At 60.7% G+C, this 18,704-nt stretch carries 14 protein-coding genes and 1 pseudogene; 14 read left to right on the top strand and 1 reads right to left on the bottom strand.

Annotation, left to right across the window (positions count from 1 at the left end):
* The first annotated feature begins 32 nt into the window (after positions 1 to 32).
* The 14 genes and pseudogenes from hutH (FRT59_RS15340) (at position 33) to FRT59_RS15280 (ending at position 16,782) form a co-directional block, all read left to right on the top strand.
* Complete coding sequence (gene hutH / locus FRT59_RS15340) at positions 33 to 1,559, top strand: histidine ammonia-lyase (RefSeq protein ID WP_153871736.1); 1,527 nt, start codon at positions 33 to 35, stop codon at positions 1,557 to 1,559.
* Between the two features lie 30 nt (positions 1,560 to 1,589).
* Positions 1,590 to 3,128 (top strand): histidine ammonia-lyase, encoded by a 1,539-nt coding sequence (gene hutH, locus FRT59_RS15335; RefSeq protein ID WP_153871594.1) that lies wholly within the window; start codon positions 1,590 to 1,592, stop codon positions 3,126 to 3,128.
* Between the two features lie 30 nt (positions 3,129 to 3,158).
* A pseudogene (locus FRT59_RS27260) lies at positions 3,159 to 3,245 on the top strand (outer membrane lipoprotein carrier protein LolA); the annotation flags it as partial.
* A gap of 45 nt (positions 3,246 to 3,290) precedes the next feature.
* Positions 3,291 to 4,700 carry an amino acid permease gene (locus FRT59_RS15330; RefSeq protein ID WP_153871593.1) on the top strand — a complete coding sequence of 470 codons (1,410 nt, stop codon included), beginning with the start codon at positions 3,291 to 3,293 and terminating at the stop codon, positions 4,698 to 4,700.
* Positions 4,701 to 4,715: 15 nt separating this feature from the next.
* Positions 4,716 to 5,921 (top strand): imidazolonepropionase, encoded by a 1,206-nt coding sequence (hutI, locus tag FRT59_RS15325; RefSeq protein WP_153871592.1) that lies wholly within the window; start codon positions 4,716 to 4,718, stop codon positions 5,919 to 5,921.
* Positions 5,922 to 5,932: 11 nt separating this feature from the next.
* On the top strand, positions 5,933 to 6,733 hold the full coding sequence (gene hutG, locus FRT59_RS15320; RefSeq protein WP_034117311.1) for an N-formylglutamate deformylase: 801 nt from the start codon (positions 5,933 to 5,935) through the stop codon (positions 6,731 to 6,733).
* Between the two features lie 225 nt (positions 6,734 to 6,958).
* Positions 6,959 to 7,930, top strand: coding sequence for a prolyl aminopeptidase (gene pip, locus FRT59_RS15315; protein ID WP_153871591.1), 972 nt, complete (start codon positions 6,959 to 6,961; stop codon positions 7,928 to 7,930).
* On the top strand, positions 7,927 to 8,364 hold the full coding sequence (gene dtd, locus FRT59_RS15310; RefSeq protein WP_034117313.1) for a D-aminoacyl-tRNA deacylase: 438 nt from the start codon (positions 7,927 to 7,929) through the stop codon (positions 8,362 to 8,364). The genes pip and dtd overlap by 4 nt, the downstream gene beginning before the upstream one ends.
* Positions 8,365 to 8,630: 266 nt before the next feature.
* The gene (locus FRT59_RS15305) at positions 8,631 to 10,367 is read left to right on the top strand and encodes a glucan biosynthesis protein G (protein ID WP_325167944.1); all 1,737 of its coding nucleotides are present in this window, start codon (positions 8,631 to 8,633) and stop codon (positions 10,365 to 10,367) included.
* Positions 10,360 to 12,930, top strand: a complete 2,571-nt coding sequence (mdoH, locus tag FRT59_RS15300; RefSeq protein WP_153871589.1) for a glucans biosynthesis glucosyltransferase MdoH — start codon at positions 10,360 to 10,362, stop codon at positions 12,928 to 12,930. The genes FRT59_RS15305 and mdoH overlap by 8 nt, the downstream gene beginning before the upstream one ends.
* A gap of 186 nt (positions 12,931 to 13,116) precedes the next feature.
* Entirely contained in the window at positions 13,117 to 13,917 is an 801-nt protein-coding gene (locus FRT59_RS15295; RefSeq protein ID WP_034117315.1) for a transporter substrate-binding domain-containing protein, read from the top strand.
* A 219-nt stretch (positions 13,918 to 14,136) separates the two neighbouring features.
* The gene (locus tag FRT59_RS15290; protein ID WP_034117316.1) at positions 14,137 to 14,934 is read left to right on the top strand and encodes a transporter substrate-binding domain-containing protein; all 798 of its coding nucleotides are present in this window, start codon (positions 14,137 to 14,139) and stop codon (positions 14,932 to 14,934) included.
* A gap of 161 nt (positions 14,935 to 15,095) precedes the next feature.
* The gene (locus FRT59_RS15285) at positions 15,096 to 16,055 is read left to right on the top strand and encodes an amino acid ABC transporter permease (RefSeq protein ID WP_034117317.1); all 960 of its coding nucleotides are present in this window, start codon (positions 15,096 to 15,098) and stop codon (positions 16,053 to 16,055) included.
* Complete coding sequence (locus FRT59_RS15280; protein WP_198809700.1) at positions 16,048 to 16,782, top strand: amino acid ABC transporter ATP-binding protein; 735 nt, start codon at positions 16,048 to 16,050, stop codon at positions 16,780 to 16,782. Before FRT59_RS15285 ends, FRT59_RS15280 begins: the two co-directional genes overlap by 8 nt.
* A 4-nt stretch (positions 16,783 to 16,786) precedes the next feature.
* On the opposite strand, the gene FRT59_RS15275 is transcribed toward FRT59_RS15280, so the two are convergent.
* Positions 16,787 to 18,694: a methyl-accepting chemotaxis protein gene (locus tag FRT59_RS15275; protein WP_153871587.1), complete on the bottom strand. Its 1,908-nt coding sequence runs from the start codon at positions 18,692 to 18,694 to the stop codon at positions 16,787 to 16,789.
* Positions 18,695 to 18,704 lie beyond the last annotated feature (10 nt).

The following is an 18,704-nucleotide window of genomic DNA, read 5'->3' as shown; positions in this document are numbered from 1 at the left end:
AAGGCTGCACAAGAATTGAAGAAGGTATGAAGATGCCCCAGGCAACAACAAAAATAATCATCGCCGACAGCCCGATGCGCTGGCAGGACGTGACCGCCGTGGCCCGCCATGGCGCAGTGCTCGAACTCTCGGGCCAGGCCTGGGCGCGTATCGACAATGCCCAGGCCATCGTGCAACGCATCGTTGCCAGCGGCGAGCGTGCCTATGGCGTCAACACCGGCCTGGGCGCGTTGTGCAATGTGTCGCTCAAGGGCGAGCAACTCAGCCAGCTGTCGCGCAATACACTGCTGAGCCACGCGTGTGGCGTCGGCCCGGTGCTCAGCGACGAGCAGACCCGCGCGATCATCTGCGCGGCGATCATCAACTACAGCCACGGCAAGTCCGGCCTGCATCCGCAGGTGGTGCACTCGCTGCTGGCGCTGCTCAATCACGGCATCACCCCACACGTGCCGTCCCAGGGCTCGGTAGGCTACCTGACCCACATGGCCCATATCGGCGTGGCCTTGCTCGGCGTCGGCAATGTGAGCTACCGCGGTCAGATCGTGACGGCGCTAGAAGCATTACAAGCAGAAGGCTTGCAACCCGTGGTGCTCGGTGCCAAGGACGGCCTGTGCCTGGTCAACGGCACACCGTGCATGACCGGCCTGAGCTGCCTGGCCCTGGCCGATGCTCACCATTTGCTGCAATGGGCCGACGTGATCGGCGCCATGAGTTTCGAAGCCCAGCGTGGCCAGATCGATGCTTTTGACCAAGAAATCATCGCCCTCAAACCGCACCCGGGCATGCAGCAAGTCGGCATCAACCTGCGTGCCCTGCTCGACGGCAGTGAAGTGATCGCCAGCAGCAAAGGTATTCGCACCCAGGACGCCCTGAGCATTCGCTCGATCCCGCAGATCCACGGCGCGGCGCGTGACCAAGTGGAACACGCCACGCGCCAGATCGAGACCGAACTCAACAGCGCCACGGACAACCCACTGGTGCTTGGCACGCCGGACAACTACCGCGTGGTATCCCAGGCCAACCCCCACGGCCAGTCCGTGGCGTTGGCGGCGGACATGCTGGCGATTGCCATGGCCGAAATCGGCTCGGTGGCCGAGCGCCGCCTGGACCGCCTGATCAACCCGCACGTCAGCGGCTTGCCGGCCTTCCTGGTGAGTAACCCCGGGGTCAACTCCGGGATGATGATCGTGCAGTACGTCGCGGCGTCCTTGTGCGGGCAGAACCGTCAGTTGGCGCAACCTGCGGTGCTCGACAACTTCGTCACCTCCGGCTTGCAGGAAGACCACTTGAGCATGGGCACCAACGCCGCGCTCAAGCTGCACCAGGTGCTGGCCAACATTACCCAGATTCTCGCCATCGAATACCTGCTGGCGGCCCAGGCGTTCGAGTTCCTCAAAGGCCAGCGCTTCGGCGCGGGCACCGAGAATGCCTGGCGCCTGCTGCGTGAGCAGGTTGCGCCGTATGAACAGGATCGCTGGCTGGCCCCGGACATCGCCAGTGCCGCCGCGCTGCTTGAAGACCCCACTTTGCTGCACCACGTATTACCCCAATTGCACTGACTACTTATTCAAAAAACAATTCAAAGGAGCATGAATGTGACTGCGCTAAATCTGATTCCAGGCCAACTGAGCCTTGCCCAACTGCGTGCCATCTACCAGCAGCCGGTAACCCTCAGCCTGGATGACAGCGCCTCGGCCCAGATCGAAGCCAGCGTCGCCTGTGTGGAGCAGATTCTCACCGAGAACCGCACCGCCTACGGCATCAACACTGGTTTTGGCCTGCTCGCTTCGACCCGCATCGCCAGCGAAGACCTGGAGAACCTCCAACGCTCGCTGGTGCTGTCCCATGCCGCTGGCGTGGGTGAGCCGATCAGCGATGCGCTGGTGCGGCTGGTCATGGTGCTCAAGGTCAACAGCCTGAGCCGTGGGTTTTCCGGGATTCGTCGCCAGGTGATCGACGCGCTGATCGCGCTGATCAACGCCGAGGTGTACCCGCACATTCCACTGAAAGGTTCGGTTGGTGCATCCGGTGACCTGGCGCCATTGGCGCATATGTCCCTGGTGCTGCTCGGCGAAGGCAAGGCGCGCTACAAGGGCGAATGGCTTGAAGCGACCGAAGCGCTGAAAGTCGCCGGCCTTACGCCGCTGACCCTGGCTGCCAAAGAAGGCCTGGCCCTGCTCAACGGTACTCAGGTATCCACTGCTTACGCGTTGCGCGGCCTGTTCGAAGGTGAAGACCTGTTCGCCGGCGCGCTTACCTGTGGCGGCCTCACCGTGGAAGCGGTACTGGGTTCGCGCTCGCCGTTCGATGCGCGTATTCATGCCGCTCGTGGCCAGCGTGGGCAGATCGACTCGGCTGCGGCCTATCGCGACCTGCTGGGCGAAAGCAGCCAGGTCTCGCAGTCGCACCAGAACTGCGACAAGGTGCAAGACCCGTACTCCCTGCGTTGCCAGCCACAGGTCATGGGCGCGTGCCTGACCCAGTTCCGCCAGGCTGCCGAAGTACTGGTGGTCGAAGCCAACGCGGTGTCGGATAACCCGCTGGTATTTGCCGCCGAAGGCGACGTTATTTCCGGCGGTAACTTCCACGCCGAACCGGTGGCCATGGCTGCCGACAACATGGCCCTGGCCATCGCTGAAATCGGTTCTCTGAGCGAGCGCCGCATCTCGCTGATGATGGACAAGCACATGTCGCAACTGCCGCCGTTCCTGGTGGGCAATGGCGGGGTGAACTCCGGCTTCATGATCGCCCAGGTGACGGCTGCCGCGCTCGCCAGTGAAAACAAGGCACTGGCCCATCCCCATAGCGTCGACAGCCTGCCGACCTCGGCAAACCAGGAGGACCACGTCTCCATGGCCCCGGCTGCGGGCAAGCGTCTGTGGGAAATGGCCGAGAACACCCGTGGCATCCTCGCGGTGGAATGGCTCGCAGCCTGCCAGGGCCTGGACCTGCGCGACGGCCTGAAAACCTCGCCAAAACTGGAAAAAGCCCGCGGCATTCTGCGCGACAAAGTGGCGTTCTATGACAAGGACCGCTTCTTCGCCCCGGACATCAACGCCGCCAGCGAACTGCTCGCCACCCGTTGCCTGAATGAGCTGGTGCCGGCCAAGTTGCTGCCAAGCCTCTAACACGCCGCTGCCTTCACTGTAGGAGCGAGCTTGCTCGCGAAAATCGCCAACGATTACGCGGTAAACCTGACATCCATCAGCGCTCTCAGGTTTTTCGCGAGCAAGCTCGCTCCTACAGGTGAGGTCGCGTTTTTCTCGGACAAGAATAATTAGGGAAGAGAAATGCACCAGCAAGAAAAAGGTTTGAAACGCGGGCTCAACGCCCGCCATATTCGTTTCATGGCGCTGGGTTCCGCAATCGGCACCGGGCTGTTCTATGGCTCCGCCTCCGCCATCCAGATGGCCGGCCCCGCCGTGCTGCTGGCCTACCTGATCGGCGGCGCCGCGGTGTTCATGGTGATGCGCGCCCTCGGTGAGATGGCCGTGCACAATCCGGTATCCGGCTCCTTCGGCCATTACGCCAGCACCTACCTGGGGCCCATGGCCGGGTTTATCCTCGGTTGGACCTACGCGTTTGAAATGATCATCGTCTGCCTTGCCGACGTCACCGCCTTCGGCATCTACATGGGCTTCTGGTTTCCCGAAGTCGCACGCTGGGTCTGGGTGCTGGGCATCGTGTTTCTGATCGGCGGCCTGAACCTGTGCAACGTCAAAGTGTTTGGCGAAATGGAGTTCTGGCTGTCGCTGCTCAAGGTCGGCGCCATCGTGGCGATGATCCTCGGCGGCTTCGGCATCATGCTGTTTGGCATTCACTCGGCTGGCGAAACCCAGGCCAGTGGCCTGAGCAACCTGTGGGCCCACGGCGGCTTTATGCCCAACGGCATCGGCGGGCTGATCGCCTCGTTTGCGGTGGTGATGTTCGCCTTCGGCGGTATCGAAATCATCGGCATTACTGCCGGTGAAGCCAAGGACCCGCAACGGGTGATCCCCAAGGCGATCAATGCAGTGCCACTGCGTATCCTGTTGTTCTACGTGCTGACCCTGTTCGTGTTGATGGCGATCTACCCATGGCCGCAGATCGGTAGCCAGGGCAGCCCGTTCGTGCAGATCTTCAGCAACCTGGGGATAGGCTCGGCGGCGACCATCCTCAATATCGTGGTGATCTCGGCGGCCGTGTCGGCGATCAATAGCGACATCTTCGGCGCCGGCCGCATGATGTACGGCCTGGCCCAACAAGGTCAGGCGCCCAAGGGCTTTGCCCAACTGTCCAGGCAGGGCGTGCCGTGGATGACCGTGGTGGTGATGGGCGCCGCCTTGCTCGGCGGTGTGGTGCTCAACTACCTGATCCCGGAAAACGTATTCCTGCTGATCGCCTCGATTGCCACCTTCGCCACTGTGTGGGTGTGGTTGATGATTCTGTTCACCCAGGTCGCCATGCGTCGCTCGATGACCAAGGAGCAGGTCGCCGAGCTGAAATTCCCGGTGCCGTTCTGGCCCTATGCGCCGGCAGCGGCCATTGTGTTCATGCTGTTCGTATTTGGCGTGCTCGGGTACTTCCCGGGCACCCAGGCGGCCTTGATGGTCGGTGCCGTGTGGATCGTGCTGCTGATCGTCGCCTACTTGCTGTGGGTCAAGCCCGCCGCCGGGCAAACGGCCAAGGTCCATTACGACCCGGCTTTGTCTCATCGATAACTTAGGGAGGCGTTGATGAAAACGCTTTGGCAACACTGCCACGTCGCAACCATGGCCCAGGGCAAATACTCGATCATCGAGGATGCCGCCATGGTGACTGTCGGTTCGCTCATCGAGTGGATCGGCCCACGGAGCCAGGCACCCACGGCGGATTACGCCCAGGTGCATGACCTGCAAGGCGCGTGGGTCACCCCCGGGCTGATCGACTGTCACACCCACACGGTGTTTGGCGGCAATCGCAGCGGCGAATTCGAGCAGCGCCTCGAGGGCGTCAGCTACGCCGAAATCGCGGCCAAGGGCGGCGGTATTGCCAGCACCGTGCGTGCCACCCGCGCCGCCACGGAAGATGAACTGTTTGCCAGCGCCGAAAAGCGCTTGCGCAGTTTGCTGCGTGACGGCGTGACCACGGTGGAGATCAAGTCCGGCTACGGCCTGGACCTGGCCAACGAACGCAAGATGTTGCGCGTGGCCCGGCGCCTGGGTGAAGCGCTCCCGGTCAGCGTGCGCGCCACCTGCCTGGCCGCTCACGCGTTGCCGCCGGAGTACAAGGATCGCGCCGACGACTACATCGAGCACATCTGCAATGAGATGCTCCCGGCCCTGGCTGCAGAAGGCTTGGTGGATGCGGTGGACGCGTTCTGCGAATACCTGGCGTTTTCTCCGGAGCAGGTCGAGCGCGTGTTTAAAGTCGCCCAGCAACTGGGCCTGCCGGTGAAGCTGCACGCCGAGCAACTCTCGTCGCTGCACGGCTCGAGCCTGGCGGCGCGTTACCACGCGTTGTCGGCGGACCACCTGGAGTTCATGACCGAAGACGACGCCATCGCCATGGCCGCTGCCGGCACCGTGGCGGTCTTGCTGCCGGGGGCTTTCTACTTCCTGCGTGAAACCCAGTTGCCGCCGATGGAGGCCTTGCGTAAACACGGCGTGAAGATCGCTATTGCCAGCGACCTCAACCCCGGTACCTCGCCGGCGCTTTCCGTGCGGTTAATGCTGAACATGGCGTGCACATTGTTTCGCATGACTCCGGAAGAAGCCCTGGCCGGCGCCACGCAGCATGCGGCCACCGCGTTGGGCATGGGCGACACCCATGGTTCGCTGGAGGCGGGCAAGGTCGCTGACTTTGTCGCTTGGCAGATTGATCGCCCGGCCGACTTGGCCTACTGGCTCGGTGGCGAGTTGGAAAAACGCGTCGTGCGCCACGGCGTCGATGTCACTGTTTAAGGAGCGCTTTTGTGGATAAGGTTCTGAACTTCAAACAAGGCCGTGTGCCGCTGCTGATCAGCATGCCCCATGCCGGCGTGCGCCTGACGCCTGCGGTAGAGGCCGGGTTGATCCCCGAGGCGCAAAGCTTGCCCGACACCGACTGGCATATTCCTGCGTTGTATGACTTTGCCGAAGCACTGGGCGCCAGCACCCTGGCCGCGGAGTACTCGCGGTTTGTCATCGACTTGAACCGGCCTTCCGATAACAAACCGCTCTATGCGGGCGCCACCACCGGCCTGTACCCGGAGACGCTGTTCGATGGCGTGCCGTTGTTCCGTGAGGGGCAAACGCCCTCCGAGGAAGAGCGTGCGACCTACCTGCAAAAAATCTGGGGCCCTTATCACCGCAAGCTGCAGGAGGAACTGGCGCGCCTGAAGGCCGAGTTTGGCTACGCGCTGCTGTTCGATGCGCACTCGATCCGCTCGGTGATCCCGCACCTGTTCGACGGCAAGCTGCCGGACTTCAACCTCGGCACTTTCAACGGCGCCGCTTGCGCCCCCGAATTGGCCCGCCAACTCGAGGCTATCTGCGCCATGCACCCGCAGTACACCCACGTACTGAACGGGCGCTTCAAGGGCGGCCACATCACCCGACACTACGGCGACCCTGAGCAGGATATTCATGCCGTGCAACTGGAGTTGTGCCAGAGCGCGTATATGGAAGAGTTTGAGCCGTTTCGCTATCGCCCCGACTTGGCGGAACCGACCCAGGTGGTGTTGAAGCAACTGCTGCAAGGTTTTTTATCTTGGGGGCAAACCCATTACCGATGATTCAGGGTTTGTGAAGCAGCTATCGGGGGCAAGCCCCCGATAACGGGCTGACAGTCGACTCAATGCAGTTGTATGACTATCTGATGGATTATCTGACGAGCGAACTGCTGACACAGGTCTAAGTACTCAAGGACATGCTCATTGCACAATTCGGGTTTATGATGCCTGACGGCAAAATAATAGACGTCCCCCCAGGGATGAACCCGACACCCTACGGAGCGCGCAATGCAGACTTGGTACCCGCAGATCAAACCCTACGCCCGGCATGATCTGGCAGTCGATGACATCCACACGCTGTATGTCGATGAGAGTGGCTCCCCCGAAGGCTTGCCCGTCGTATTCATCCATGGAGGCCCTGGTTCCGGTTGCGACGCGCAGAGCCGCTGCTATTTCGATCCTAACCTTTACCATATTGTGACCTTCGACCAGCGGGGCTGCGGTCGCTCCACGCCTCGCGCCAATCTGGAAAACAACACCACCTGGGACCTGGTCGCCGACCTCGAGCGTATCCGCGAACACCTGGGTATCGACAAGTGGGTGCTGTTTGGGGGTTCCTGGGGCTCGACCCTGGCCTTGGCCTACGCGCAAACCCATCCCGAGCGTGTGCATGGCCTGATCGTGCGTGGCATCTTCCTCGCCCGCCCGCAGGATATCCACTGGTTCTATCAGGAAGGCGCGAGTCGGCTGTTCCCGGATTACTGGCAGGACTACCGGGCCCCGATCCCCGTGGAAGAGCGCCACGACATGATCGCCGCTTACCACAAGCGCCTGACCGGCAACGACCAGATCGCCCAGATGCACGCGGCCAAGGCCTGGTCCGGTTGGGAAGGGCGCATGCTCGGCCTGTGCCCGAGCCCGCAGCATGTGGAGCGCTTTTCCGAGCCGCAACGTGCGCTCTCCATCGCGCGTATCGAGTGCCATTACTTCACGAACAACTCCTTCCTTGAACCCAACCAACTGATTCGCGACATGCACAAGATCGCCCATCTGCCTGGCATCATCATTCATGGGCGCTACGATATGATCTGCCCGCTGGATAACGCCTGGGAGCTGCATCAGGCCTGGCCCAACAGTGAGTTGCAGGTGATTCGCGAGGCCGGGCATGCCGCGTCCGAGCCGGGTATCACCGACGCCTTGGTGCGTGCGACTGGCGAAATGGCACGGCGCCTGCTCGATCTGCCGCCTGAAGAAGCATGAAAGGCCTGTTGCAGCGGGTGCGTGGCGCCCGGGTCGAAGTAGCGGGTGAGGTCGTGGGCGCGATTGACCAGGGTTTGCTGGTGCTGGTCGCCGTCGAGCCTTCAGATACGCCCGAGAGCGCCGACAAGCTGTTGCATAAGCTGCTTAACTATCGGGTGTTCAGTGACGATCAGGGCAAGATGAACCTGTCGCTCAAGGAGATGGGTGGCGGTTTGCTGCTGGTGTCGCAGTTCACCCTGGCGGCGGACACAAAAAGCGGGCTGCGGCCAAGTTTCTCCACAGCGGCCCCGCCGGCCCTGGGAGCGGCGCTTTTTGATCACTTGTTGTTACAAGCGCAACAATTGCATGGCAAGGTGGCGTCAGGGCGTTTTGGCGCTGATATGCAGGTGCACTTGGTCAATGATGGCCCTGTGACCTTCCTCTTACAGACATGAATGTATTAAAAACGACTTTAATGCCTAAAAACGCAGGTTTTCGCTACAAATACTTCACTGTCCCTGATGCGTTGTCTCGCGGGCTACTAGATAATCGCGCGCTACGGGGATCAGCGTTGTTTGGTCCATTTTTGACTTAGGTAGAGACTTGTCCGATAGCCGTTGGGGAATCATTTTGCCCTAAGGGAGTCGGAACAATGCTCGCCAACCTGGCATATAGATAGCTGGCCGTTGGTTTTTTGATCTGTTTTCGGCGAGGGTTGCTCGTGATTGTTAGTCCCTGTAATGCACCAAAATTGTCTGCCAAACGGTTACGAAACGCACTGGTGACGGGTTCTGCCCTGTTTTGCCTGTTCGGCGCGGGTCAACTGTGGGCATTCAGTCTGGATGATGTGTCGGCCAAGGCAAAAGAGCTGGCCGGGCAGAAATACGAAGCTCCGCGCAGCAATCTGCCGAACGAATTCCGCGAAATGAAATTCGCTGATTACCAGAAGATTCGTTTCCGCAACGAAAAAGCCGAGTGGGCCGATCAGAACACCCCGTTCAAGCTGTCCTTCTATCACCAGGGCATGCACTTCGATACGCCGGTGAAAATCAACGAAGTCACCGCCGACAGCGTGCATGAAATCAAGTACGACCCCACTCGTTTCGATTTCGGCGACGTGAAATTTGATCCTAAAGCCACCGAGCAGCTGGGTTATGCCGGCTTCCGTGTGCTTTACCCGATCAACAAGAACGACAAGCAAGACGAAATCATGACCATGCTCGGCGCCAGTTATTTCCGCGTCGTGGGCAAGGACCAGGTGTACGGCCTGTCTGCCCGTGGCATGGCCATCGATACCGCGCTGCCGTCCGGCGAAGAATTCCCGCGTTTCACCGAGTTCTGGATCGAGCGTCCAAAGCCGGGTGACAAGCACCTGGTGATCTTCGCCCTGCTGGACTCGCCGCGCGCCACCGGCGCCTATCGCCTGATCCTGCGCCCTGGCACCGACACCGTGGTCGACGTCAAGTCCCAGATGTTCCTGCGTGACAAGGTCACCAAGCTGGGCGTTGCCCCGTTGACCTCGATGTTCCTGTTCGGCGCCAACCAGCCATCCAAGGTCCTCAACTACCGTCGCGAGCTGCACGATTCCAGCGGCCTGTCGATCCATGCTGGCAATGGCGAGTGGATTTGGCGTCCGTTGAACAACCCTAAACACCTGTCGGTCAGCAACTTCAGCGTCGAGAACCCGCGTGGGTTCGGCCTGCTGCAACGTGGCCGCAACTTCAGCCACTACGAAGACCTGGATGACAACTACGACAAGCGCCCAAGCGCGTGGATCGAGCCTGAAGGCGATTGGGGCAAGGGCTCCGTCGATCTGGTAGAGATCCCGACTGCCGACGAAACCAACGACAACATCGTAGCCTTCTGGAGCCCGGCTGAACTGCCGGAAGTCGGCAAGCCACTGGACGTCTCGTACCGCCTGCACTGGACTTTGGACGACGCTGCATTCCATTCGCCCGACAGCGCCTGGGTCAAGCAGACCCTGCGTTCCACCGGTGACGTGAAGCAATCCAACCTGATCCGTCAGCCAGACGGCAGCGTGGCCTACCTGGTGGACTTCGAGGGCCCGTCCCTGAAGAAACTGCTGCCGGACGCTCCGGTGCGTAGCCAGGTGAGCGTGGGTGATAACGCTGAGCTGGTTGAAAACAGCGTGCGCTACAACGAGCACACCAACGGCTGGCGCCTGACCCTGCGTATGAAGATCAAGGACGCAGGCAAGCCGACCGAAATGCGTGCGGCACTGGTGCAGGACATCGTGCAGCCAGCGCCGGAGCCGGTTTCGAACCATGTATTGAAGGCCGATAAGGTCCTGGCCAAGCAACACGAGAAACAGGCCAAGAAAGACGCGAAAGACAAGCAAGACCAGCAGCCAGAAGCTGCCCCAGCCACACCGGAGCCGATCAAGACCGAGCAAGTCCTGACCGAAACCTGGAGCTATCAGTTGCCTGCCGATGAGTAATTCTCAAGTAACGCCCGAGACTCTGTCCGAGTACCTGGCGCATCTGCCGATGACGGCTGAGCAGCGCGCCGAATTGGCGGGCTGCAGGTCGTTCAGCGAGTTGCACGAACGCCTGTCGTCCAAGACCTTCGACGCCCCGACCGACGCTGCCCAAGCATCGGTTGGCCGTCGCTTGACCCTCAACAGCGCTGAAGAGCTGCAAGACGCGGAAATGCTGGCGCTCGACGCCAGCGGTCGCGTGTGCCTCAAGGCCACGCCGCCGATCCGCCGGACCAAAGTGGTGCCCGAGCCTTGGCGCACCAACATCCTGGTGCGCGGCTGGCGCCGGATGACCGGTCGCACCAACCCGCCCAAGCCACCGAAAGACGAGCGGGTATTGCCGGCTGCGCGCTGGCGTACCGTGGGTTCGATCCGTCGCTATATCCTGCTGGTGTTGATGCTGGGCCAGACCATCGTTGCCGGCTGGTACATGAAAGGCATCATGCCGTACCAGGGCTGGTCGCTGGTCGACTTCGACGAAATCCGTAACCAGACCCTGCTGCAAACCGCGACCCAGGTGCTGCCTTACGCCCTGCAAACCAGCATCCTGATCATGTTCGGTATTCTGTTCTGCTGGGTTTCCGCCGGTTTCTGGACCGCGTTGATGGGCTTTCTGGAACTGCTGACCGGTCACGATAAATACCGTATCTCCGGTAAAAGTGCCGGTGATGAGCCGATTCCGAAGGATGCGCGCACCGCCTTGGTGATGCCGATCTGCAACGAAGACGTGCCGCGTGTATTCGCTGGCCTGCGTGCGACGTTCGAATCGGTGGCCGCTACGGGCGATCTGGATCGCTTCGATTTCTTCGTGCTCAGCGACAGTAACGACGCCGACATCTGCATCGCCGAACAGCAAGCCTGGCTCGACGTGTGCCGCGAAGCCGGTGGCTTCGGCAAGATCTTCTATCGCCGTCGTCGTCGTCGTGTAAAACGCAAGAGCGGTAACCTCGACGACTTCTGCCGTCGCTGGGGCGGTGACTACAAGTACATGGTCGTTCTCGACGCCGACAGCGTCATGAGCGGGGAATGCCTGACCAGCCTGGTGCGCCTGATGGAAGCCACGCCGGATGCAGGGATTATCCAGACCGCGCCACGCGCGTCGGGCATGGACACCCTGTATGCGCGCATGCAGCAGTTCGCCACCCGCGTATATGGCCCGCTGTTTACCGCTGGCCTGCACTTCTGGCAGTTGGGTGAATCCCACTATTGGGGTCACAACGCAATTATCCGCATGAAGCCGTTTATCGAGCATTGCGCCCTGGCGCCGTTGCCCGGTAAAGGCGCGTTTGCTGGTGCGATCCTCTCCCACGACTTCGTTGAAGCTGCGCTGATGCGCCGTGCTGGCTGGGGCGTGTGGATTGCCTACGACCTGCCGGGCAGCTACGAAGAACTGCCGCCGAACCTGCTGGACGAACTCAAGCGTGACCGTCGCTGGTGCCACGGTAACCTGATGAACTTCCGCCTGTTCCTGGTAAAAGGTATGCATCCGGTGCACCGTGCGGTGTTCTTGACCGGCGTGATGTCCTACCTGTCGGCGCCGTTGTGGTTCTTCTTCCTAGTGTTGTCCACAGCGTTGCTGGCGGTGAACACCTTGATGGAGCCGCAGTACTTCATGGCCCCACGCCAGTTGTACCCGCTGTGGCCACAATGGCATCCGGACAAGGCGGTGGCGCTGTTCTCCACCACCATCGTGCTGTTGTTCCTGCCGAAACTGCTCAGCATCATCCTGATCTGGGCCAAGGGTGCGAAAGAGTTCGGCGGCAAGTTCAAGGTGACCTTGTCGATGCTGCTGGAGATGTTGTTCTCCATGCTGCTGGCGCCGGTGCGGATGATTTTCCACACCCGCTTCGTCCTCGCCGCGTTCCTCGGCTGGGCTGCCACCTGGAACTCTCCGCAGCGTGACGACGACTCCACCCCTTGGAGCGAAGCAGTCAAGCGACACGGGCCGCAAACCTTGCTGGGCTTCCTGTGGGCTTTGCTGGTGGTGTGGTTGAACCCAAGCTTCCTGTGGTGGCTGATCCCGATCGTCGGCTCGCTGATGCTGTCGATCCCGGTGTCGGTGATTTCCAGTCGGGTCAAGCTGGGCCTCAAGTCCCGCGACGAGAGCCTGTTCCTGATTCCTGAGGAATACAATCCGCCGCAAGCCCTGCTGTCGACCGAGAAGTACACTCACGAAAACCGCTGGCACGCCCTCAATGACGGGTTTGTGCGTTCGGTCGTCGACCCGCAGCAGAACGCCCTGGCCTGCGCCTTGGCGACCTCGCGGCACCGGGAGGCAGAGCCGATCGAGTACCTGCGCATGGAGCGTGTTCGCCACGCGTTGAAAGTCGGCCCGGCCGGCCTCAACAATAGCGAACGCCTGGCCTTGCTCAGCGATCCGGTGGCCCTGGCTCGCTTGCATGAGCAGGTCTGGAGCGAATGTCATGCCGAGTGGCTCGGTGCCTGGCGTGCATCGATCAAGTCTGATCCGCACGCGCCGTTGCTGCCGCTGCAACCGCAGTCGCCGCAGGCCCAGCCGGCCTGATTCAGACACCCCCGAGGGCTCGCCTCGGGGGCGTTTCAAGCGTTGATCCTACAGCGTTTCCCGCCCCTTCCTTTTTTCTCTAACTCCTTGTTATTTCGAAACAAAAGACCTTTGTTCGAAGCGTATTTCCGTGCCTGTTGCTGGGGTAGGATCGCCCCCCAAATTTGACTCGCCATGGGGGTATTTATGATCAAAAGGTATTGTTCGGTATTACTGGTTAGCTTTTTCCTATTGATACAGGCCGGCTTGCTGAGTGCCGGCGCGCTGGACGACGCTGTCCGCCGTGGCGTGTTGAAAGTCGGTACAACGCCCAATTACGTGCCTTTTGAAATGCTTGATAAGCAGGGGCTCATTGTGGGTTTCGAGATCGACTTGCTGCGCGCTATGAGCCGGGCGCTGGGCGTGGAGCTCGAGCTGGTTGCTGTGCCCTATACGGAGTTACTGCCGGGGCTGACGGCGAAAAAGTTTGATCTGATTGGCAGTGGCATGACGGTCACTCAGGAGCGCAATCTGAAGCTTAACTTCAGTGACTCGTTCATCGTGGTGGGCCAGACCGTGCTGTTGCACCCCAGGCTGGCGGGTACGGTTTCCAGCATCGAAGACTTGGACGAGGCCGGTTACCGGATCGCTGTCATTGAAGGCACCACCGGAGAGGCAGCAGCGCGGCGCTTCGTGGGGGCGGCGCAACTCATCAGTTTGTCTTCCCCGGAAGAAGGCGTGCGACAGGTAGTGCAGGGCGAGGCCGACGCATTCATTCATGACGCGCCCTATAACCTGATCGCAATGAGTCGACCGCAAAACAGTGCATTGCTGACACTGGAACAACCTTTCACCTTCGAACCTCTGGCCTTCGGCGTGAAAAAAGGTGATTACGACAGCCTCAATTGGATCAATCACTTCCTCAACCAGATCGCCCAGGACGGCACCTACGATAGCCTGCATGACAAGTGGTTCACAGACACCGCCTGGTTGGCAGAGATTGAGTGATCGTCATAACTACTTACACATCAATCAATTGCCGAATGGCGGCGCGGATGTGTCTACCCCTGCGCTTGGCTGCAGCGTTGTAAGTCTTTTCCGACATACGCCGATAACATTTACCCGTGAAACCTTTGTGACGGACAACGAGTGGGTTAGGATCGCTCCCCGAAATGGCGCAGCCCTTTTGCGCGCCGACCTTATAAGAATCGTTCAGGGGACTTGATGATGAAAAAGTATCTTTCGATGCTGTTGCTCGGCGTCACCGCGATGGTCGCTGCCACTGCGGCCCAGGCCGGCGCCATCGATGATGCGGTCAAGCGCGGCACGTTGAAAGTCGGCATGGACCCGACCTATATGCCGTTCGAAATGACTGACAAGCGCGGTGAAATCATCGGCTTCGAAGTCGACATCCTCAAGGCCATGGCCAAGTCCATGGGCGTCAAGCTGGAGCTGGTCTCCACGGGTTATGACGGCATCATCCCTGCCTTCCTGACCGGCAAGTTCGACATGATCGGCAGCGGCATGACCCTGACCCAGGAGCGCAACCTGCGCCTGAACTTCAGCGAACCCTTCATCGTGGTTGGCCAGACTCTGCTGATTCGCAAGGACCTGGAAGGCACCATCAAGTCCTACAAAGACCTGAACGACGAGAAGTACCGCCTGACCTCCAAGCTCGGTACCACCGGTGAAATGGTCGCCAAGAAGCTGATCTCCAAGGCCAAGTACCACGGCTACGACAACGAGCAGGAAGGTGTACTGGACGTGGTCAACGGCAAGGCCGATGCCTTTGTGTATGACGCGCCGTACAACGTGGTTGCCGAGAAGAAAGTCGGCAACGGCAAGCTGGTGTTCCTGGAAGAACCCTTCACCTTCGAGCCCTTGGCGTTCGGTTTGAAGAAAGGCGATTACGACAGCATCAACTTCATCAACAACTTCCTGCACCAGATCCGTAACGACGGTACCTACGATCGCATCCATGACAAGTGGTTCAAGAGCTCCGAGTGGCTCAAGGACATGGAATAAGGCTGGCTGAATACCGAGTCGCGCCCTTCGCGAGCAAGCCCGCTCCCACACTTGACCGAGTTCCAACATGAGAATGCGGTCAAAATGTGGGAGCGGCGGTGCGACGATTCGACTTGCTCGCGAAGGCGGCATCACAGGCGACAAAAATCCTGGAAAGTGAAATGAAACAGAAAAAAGCCCAATGGCCCTGGCACCTGCTGACCGTGGTCGTGCTGGTCGGCCTGGCTGGCGCCTTGTACTACGCCACCTCGTTGATGTCCTACGAGTGGCGCTGGAACCGTGTCCCGCAGTACTTCGCCTATCAAGCCGAAACGTCCCAGCGCGCCGCGGATATTTCCACCGTGGTCGAGTTGGTGCGCAAAGGCGATATGGCCGAAGTCACCCTGCGCAACGACGCGGGGGCCGAGCAAAAGCTCACGGTTGCCGATAACAGCCTGCAAGTGGCTCGCGGCGACGATGTGGCCGAAGGCGATGTAGTCGGCGTGACCCGCCACTGGGCGCTGGGGCCGCTGATGTGGGGCTTGTGGACCACGTTGTGGCTGTCGGTGGTGTCCGGCATCCTCGGTTTGGCGATCGGTTTGGCGACCGGGTTGTGCCGGCTCTCCAAAAACCCGACCTTGCGCGACCTGTCGACTATCTACGTTGAACTGGTGCGCGGTACGCCGCTGCTGGTGCAGATCTTCATTTTCTATTTCTTTATCGGCACGGTGCTCAACCTGTCCCGGGAGTTCGCCGGGATCGCTGCGCTGTCGTTGTTCACCGGTGCCTATGTGGCGGAAATCGTCCGCGCCGGTGTGCAGTCCATCACCCGTGGCCAGGACGAAGCGGCGCGTTCCCTGGGTTTGAGTGCCAGCCAGTCGATGCGTCATGTGGTGTTGCCGCAAGCCTTCAAGCGCGTGCTACCGCCCCTGGCCGGGCAATTTATCAGCCTGGTAAAAGACACGTCGCTGGTGTCGGTGATTGCGATTACCGAGCTGCTCAAGAGTGGCCGCGAAGTGATCACCACCTCGTTCTCGCCGTTTGAGATTCTGTTCTGCGTGGCAGGCCTGTACCTGCTGATCAACCTGCCGCTGTCGAAAATGGCCAGCCGGCTTGAGCGGAGGCTCGCCCAAAGTGATTGAAGTGCGCGATCTGGTAAAAGTCTTCGATACCCGCGGGCACGTGGTGCGCGCGGTGGATCACGTCACCACCCAAGTGGCCAAGGGCGAAGTGCTGGTGGTGATCGGCCCGTCCGGTTCCGGCAAGTCCACCTTCTTGCGCTGCCTCAATGGGCTAGAGGAGTTCGACTCGGGTTCGGTGAGCATCGACGGCCTGCAACTGGCTGACCCGAAGACCGATGTGAATGCCTATCGCCGTGAAGTCGGCATGGTGTTCCAGCATTTCAACCTGTTCCCCCATATGACCGTGCTGGAAAACTTGTGCCTGGCGCAAAAGGTCGTGCGCAAGCGCGGCAAGCGGGAGCGCGAAGCCAAGGCCCTGGCTCTGTTGGAAAAGGTCGGCATTGCACAGAAGGCCAACGAGTTTCCCTCACGGCTGTCTGGCGGCCAGCAGCAGCGGGTCGCGATTGCCCGGGCCCTGGCTATGGAACCCAAGGTGATGCTGTTTGACGAGCCCACCTCGGCCCTTGACCCGGAAATGGTCGGTGAAGTGTTGGACGTGATGAAAACCCTGGCCCTGGAAGGCATGACCATGGTCTGCGTCACCCACGAGATGGGCTTTGCCCGGGAAGTGGCGGACCGGGTGCTGTTTTTCGACCACGGCAAACTGCTGGAAGATGCCGCGCCCGCCGCCTTTTTTGCTTCCCCCCAAGACCCACGGGCACAAGCTTTCCTGCGCCAGGTGCTGTAACCGCTCAGACCTTGAACCGGCCTACCGAGCGCGCCAGGTCTGTGCCCAGGCGCGCCAGCTCAATGCTGGCCGCCGCCGTCTGCTCACTGGCGGTCGAGGTTTGTTCCGACGCATCCTTGACCTTCAGTACGCTGCGGTTGATCTCTTCGGCCACCGCGCTTTGCTCCTCGGCTGCTGCGGCAATCTGTGGGTTCATCTCTTGAATCACCGATACCGTGCGGGTGATGTTGGCAAGAGCCGCGCCTGCGCGACGCGTCAGCTCCACGCTGTTGTCGGTCAGGCTGAGGCTGTTGTCCAGGATATCGGCGGTGTGTTGCGTGCCCCGCTGCAAACCCTCGATCAACACCTCGATTTCCTCGGCTGATTGCTGGGTGCGCTGGGCCAGGGTGCGTACCTCGTCGGCCACTACGGCGAAACCGCGACCTGCCTCACCCGCGCGTGCCGCTTCGATAGCGGCGTTAAGGGCCAGCAGGTTGGTTTGCTCGGACACCGATTTGATCACCTCCAGCACGCTGCCGATCTTCTGGCTTTCCTGTTGCAAGCCTTGCATCGCCAGGCTGGAGCGGTTCATCTGCTCGGCCAGATGCTCGATATGGGTAATCGCTTCGGCCACCACCTGGTCGCCCACACCCGCTTGTTGATCGGCTTCGGTGGCGGCAATCGAGGCTTGCTCGGCATGGCGTGCGACCTCCTGGGAGGTGGCGAGCATTTCATTCATGGCGGTGGCGACTTGCTCAGTCTCCAGTTTCTGGCCATTGATCCCGGCGCGAGTTTGCTCGGTGACGGCGGACAATTGTTCGGCGGCGCTGGCGATCTGGCGGGCGCTGTCGTTGATACCGCCGATCAGGGCGCGCAGGTTGAGCGTCATCTGGCCGATGCTGCGTTGCAATTGGCCCAGTTCGTCGCGCCGCGAGGTAGTGATGTCGTGGCTCAGGTCGCCCTCGGCGATGCGGTTGGCGGTCAGCAGCGCCTGGCGCAACGGCCGCACGATCTGGCCGGCGATCAGCCAGGCGGCGAGGGCGCCGAGCAGCAGCGCTGCGCCTGTCACGTAGAACATCATCAGGCGAGCCAAGTCTGCTTCTTTGTCGCGTTGCAGAGTCTGTTCCTCACTCAGGCGGTCGCTTTGCGAGAGTAACTGGTCCAGCCACTGCTCCAGTTGATTCTGGGTGTTTTCAACGGTGACCTGCGCGTCCTTGACGCGGTTGAGTTGGGCACGATAGTCGAGCAGAGCGCTGTTCAGAGCGGTGCTGTCGACCGGTAAAGCCGTCACGCCAGACTGGGCACTGTCGAGGGCCTTGAGCGCGTCGTCCACGCCTTGGGTGTAGATTTGCAGTGTGTCTGCGGCCCATGCCGGCGCCTTGGCGCGGTCTTCGGCTTTTTCCATGGCCTGGCGCAGGTTTTCCACGCTATCCAGGGCTTTCTCATCGTTCTGGTCGGGCAAGTCACTGGAAAGTTGCCCAAGGATGTCGCTGGCCGCTACGGAGCTACTGGTGAGCTGCTTCTGCGCTTGCTCGCGTTGTTCCATCAAGTTGGGCAGCCCACCCAGTGCCGTCTTGAAGCGAGCGCTGAGGCGGCTGGACTCTTGAACTTGTTGCAAGTGGGCGGGGATTTTCAGGCGGTCGGCCAACCCGACCAGATAAGCATCGATTTTTTCCATGTGCCGGCTGAGCTTGTCAAAACTCGCGGGGGCACTCACGACGCGGTACACAATGCGGTCGGCACGTAATTCTTCGCCGGTCACCGCCAGCTGGGAAAGAGTGGTCAAGGTATGTGCGCGAAACAGTGAGGTATTCAGGGCCTGCCATCCCGTCAGGGCGACGGCCATGCACAGCACCAGTACCAGGCCGAAGCCCAGTACGAGCTTGAGGGTGACACTGGTGTTGCCTAATACGCGGGTCAGTGGTCGAAACATGATGCACCTC

It is taken from the genome of Pseudomonas haemolytica (assembly GCF_009659625.1).
Classification (GTDB): domain Bacteria; phylum Pseudomonadota; class Gammaproteobacteria; order Pseudomonadales; family Pseudomonadaceae; genus Aquipseudomonas; species Aquipseudomonas haemolytica.
The sequence above is the reverse complement of the archived record's forward strand: the minus strand, read 5'-3'. Positions and strand labels throughout refer to the sequence as shown.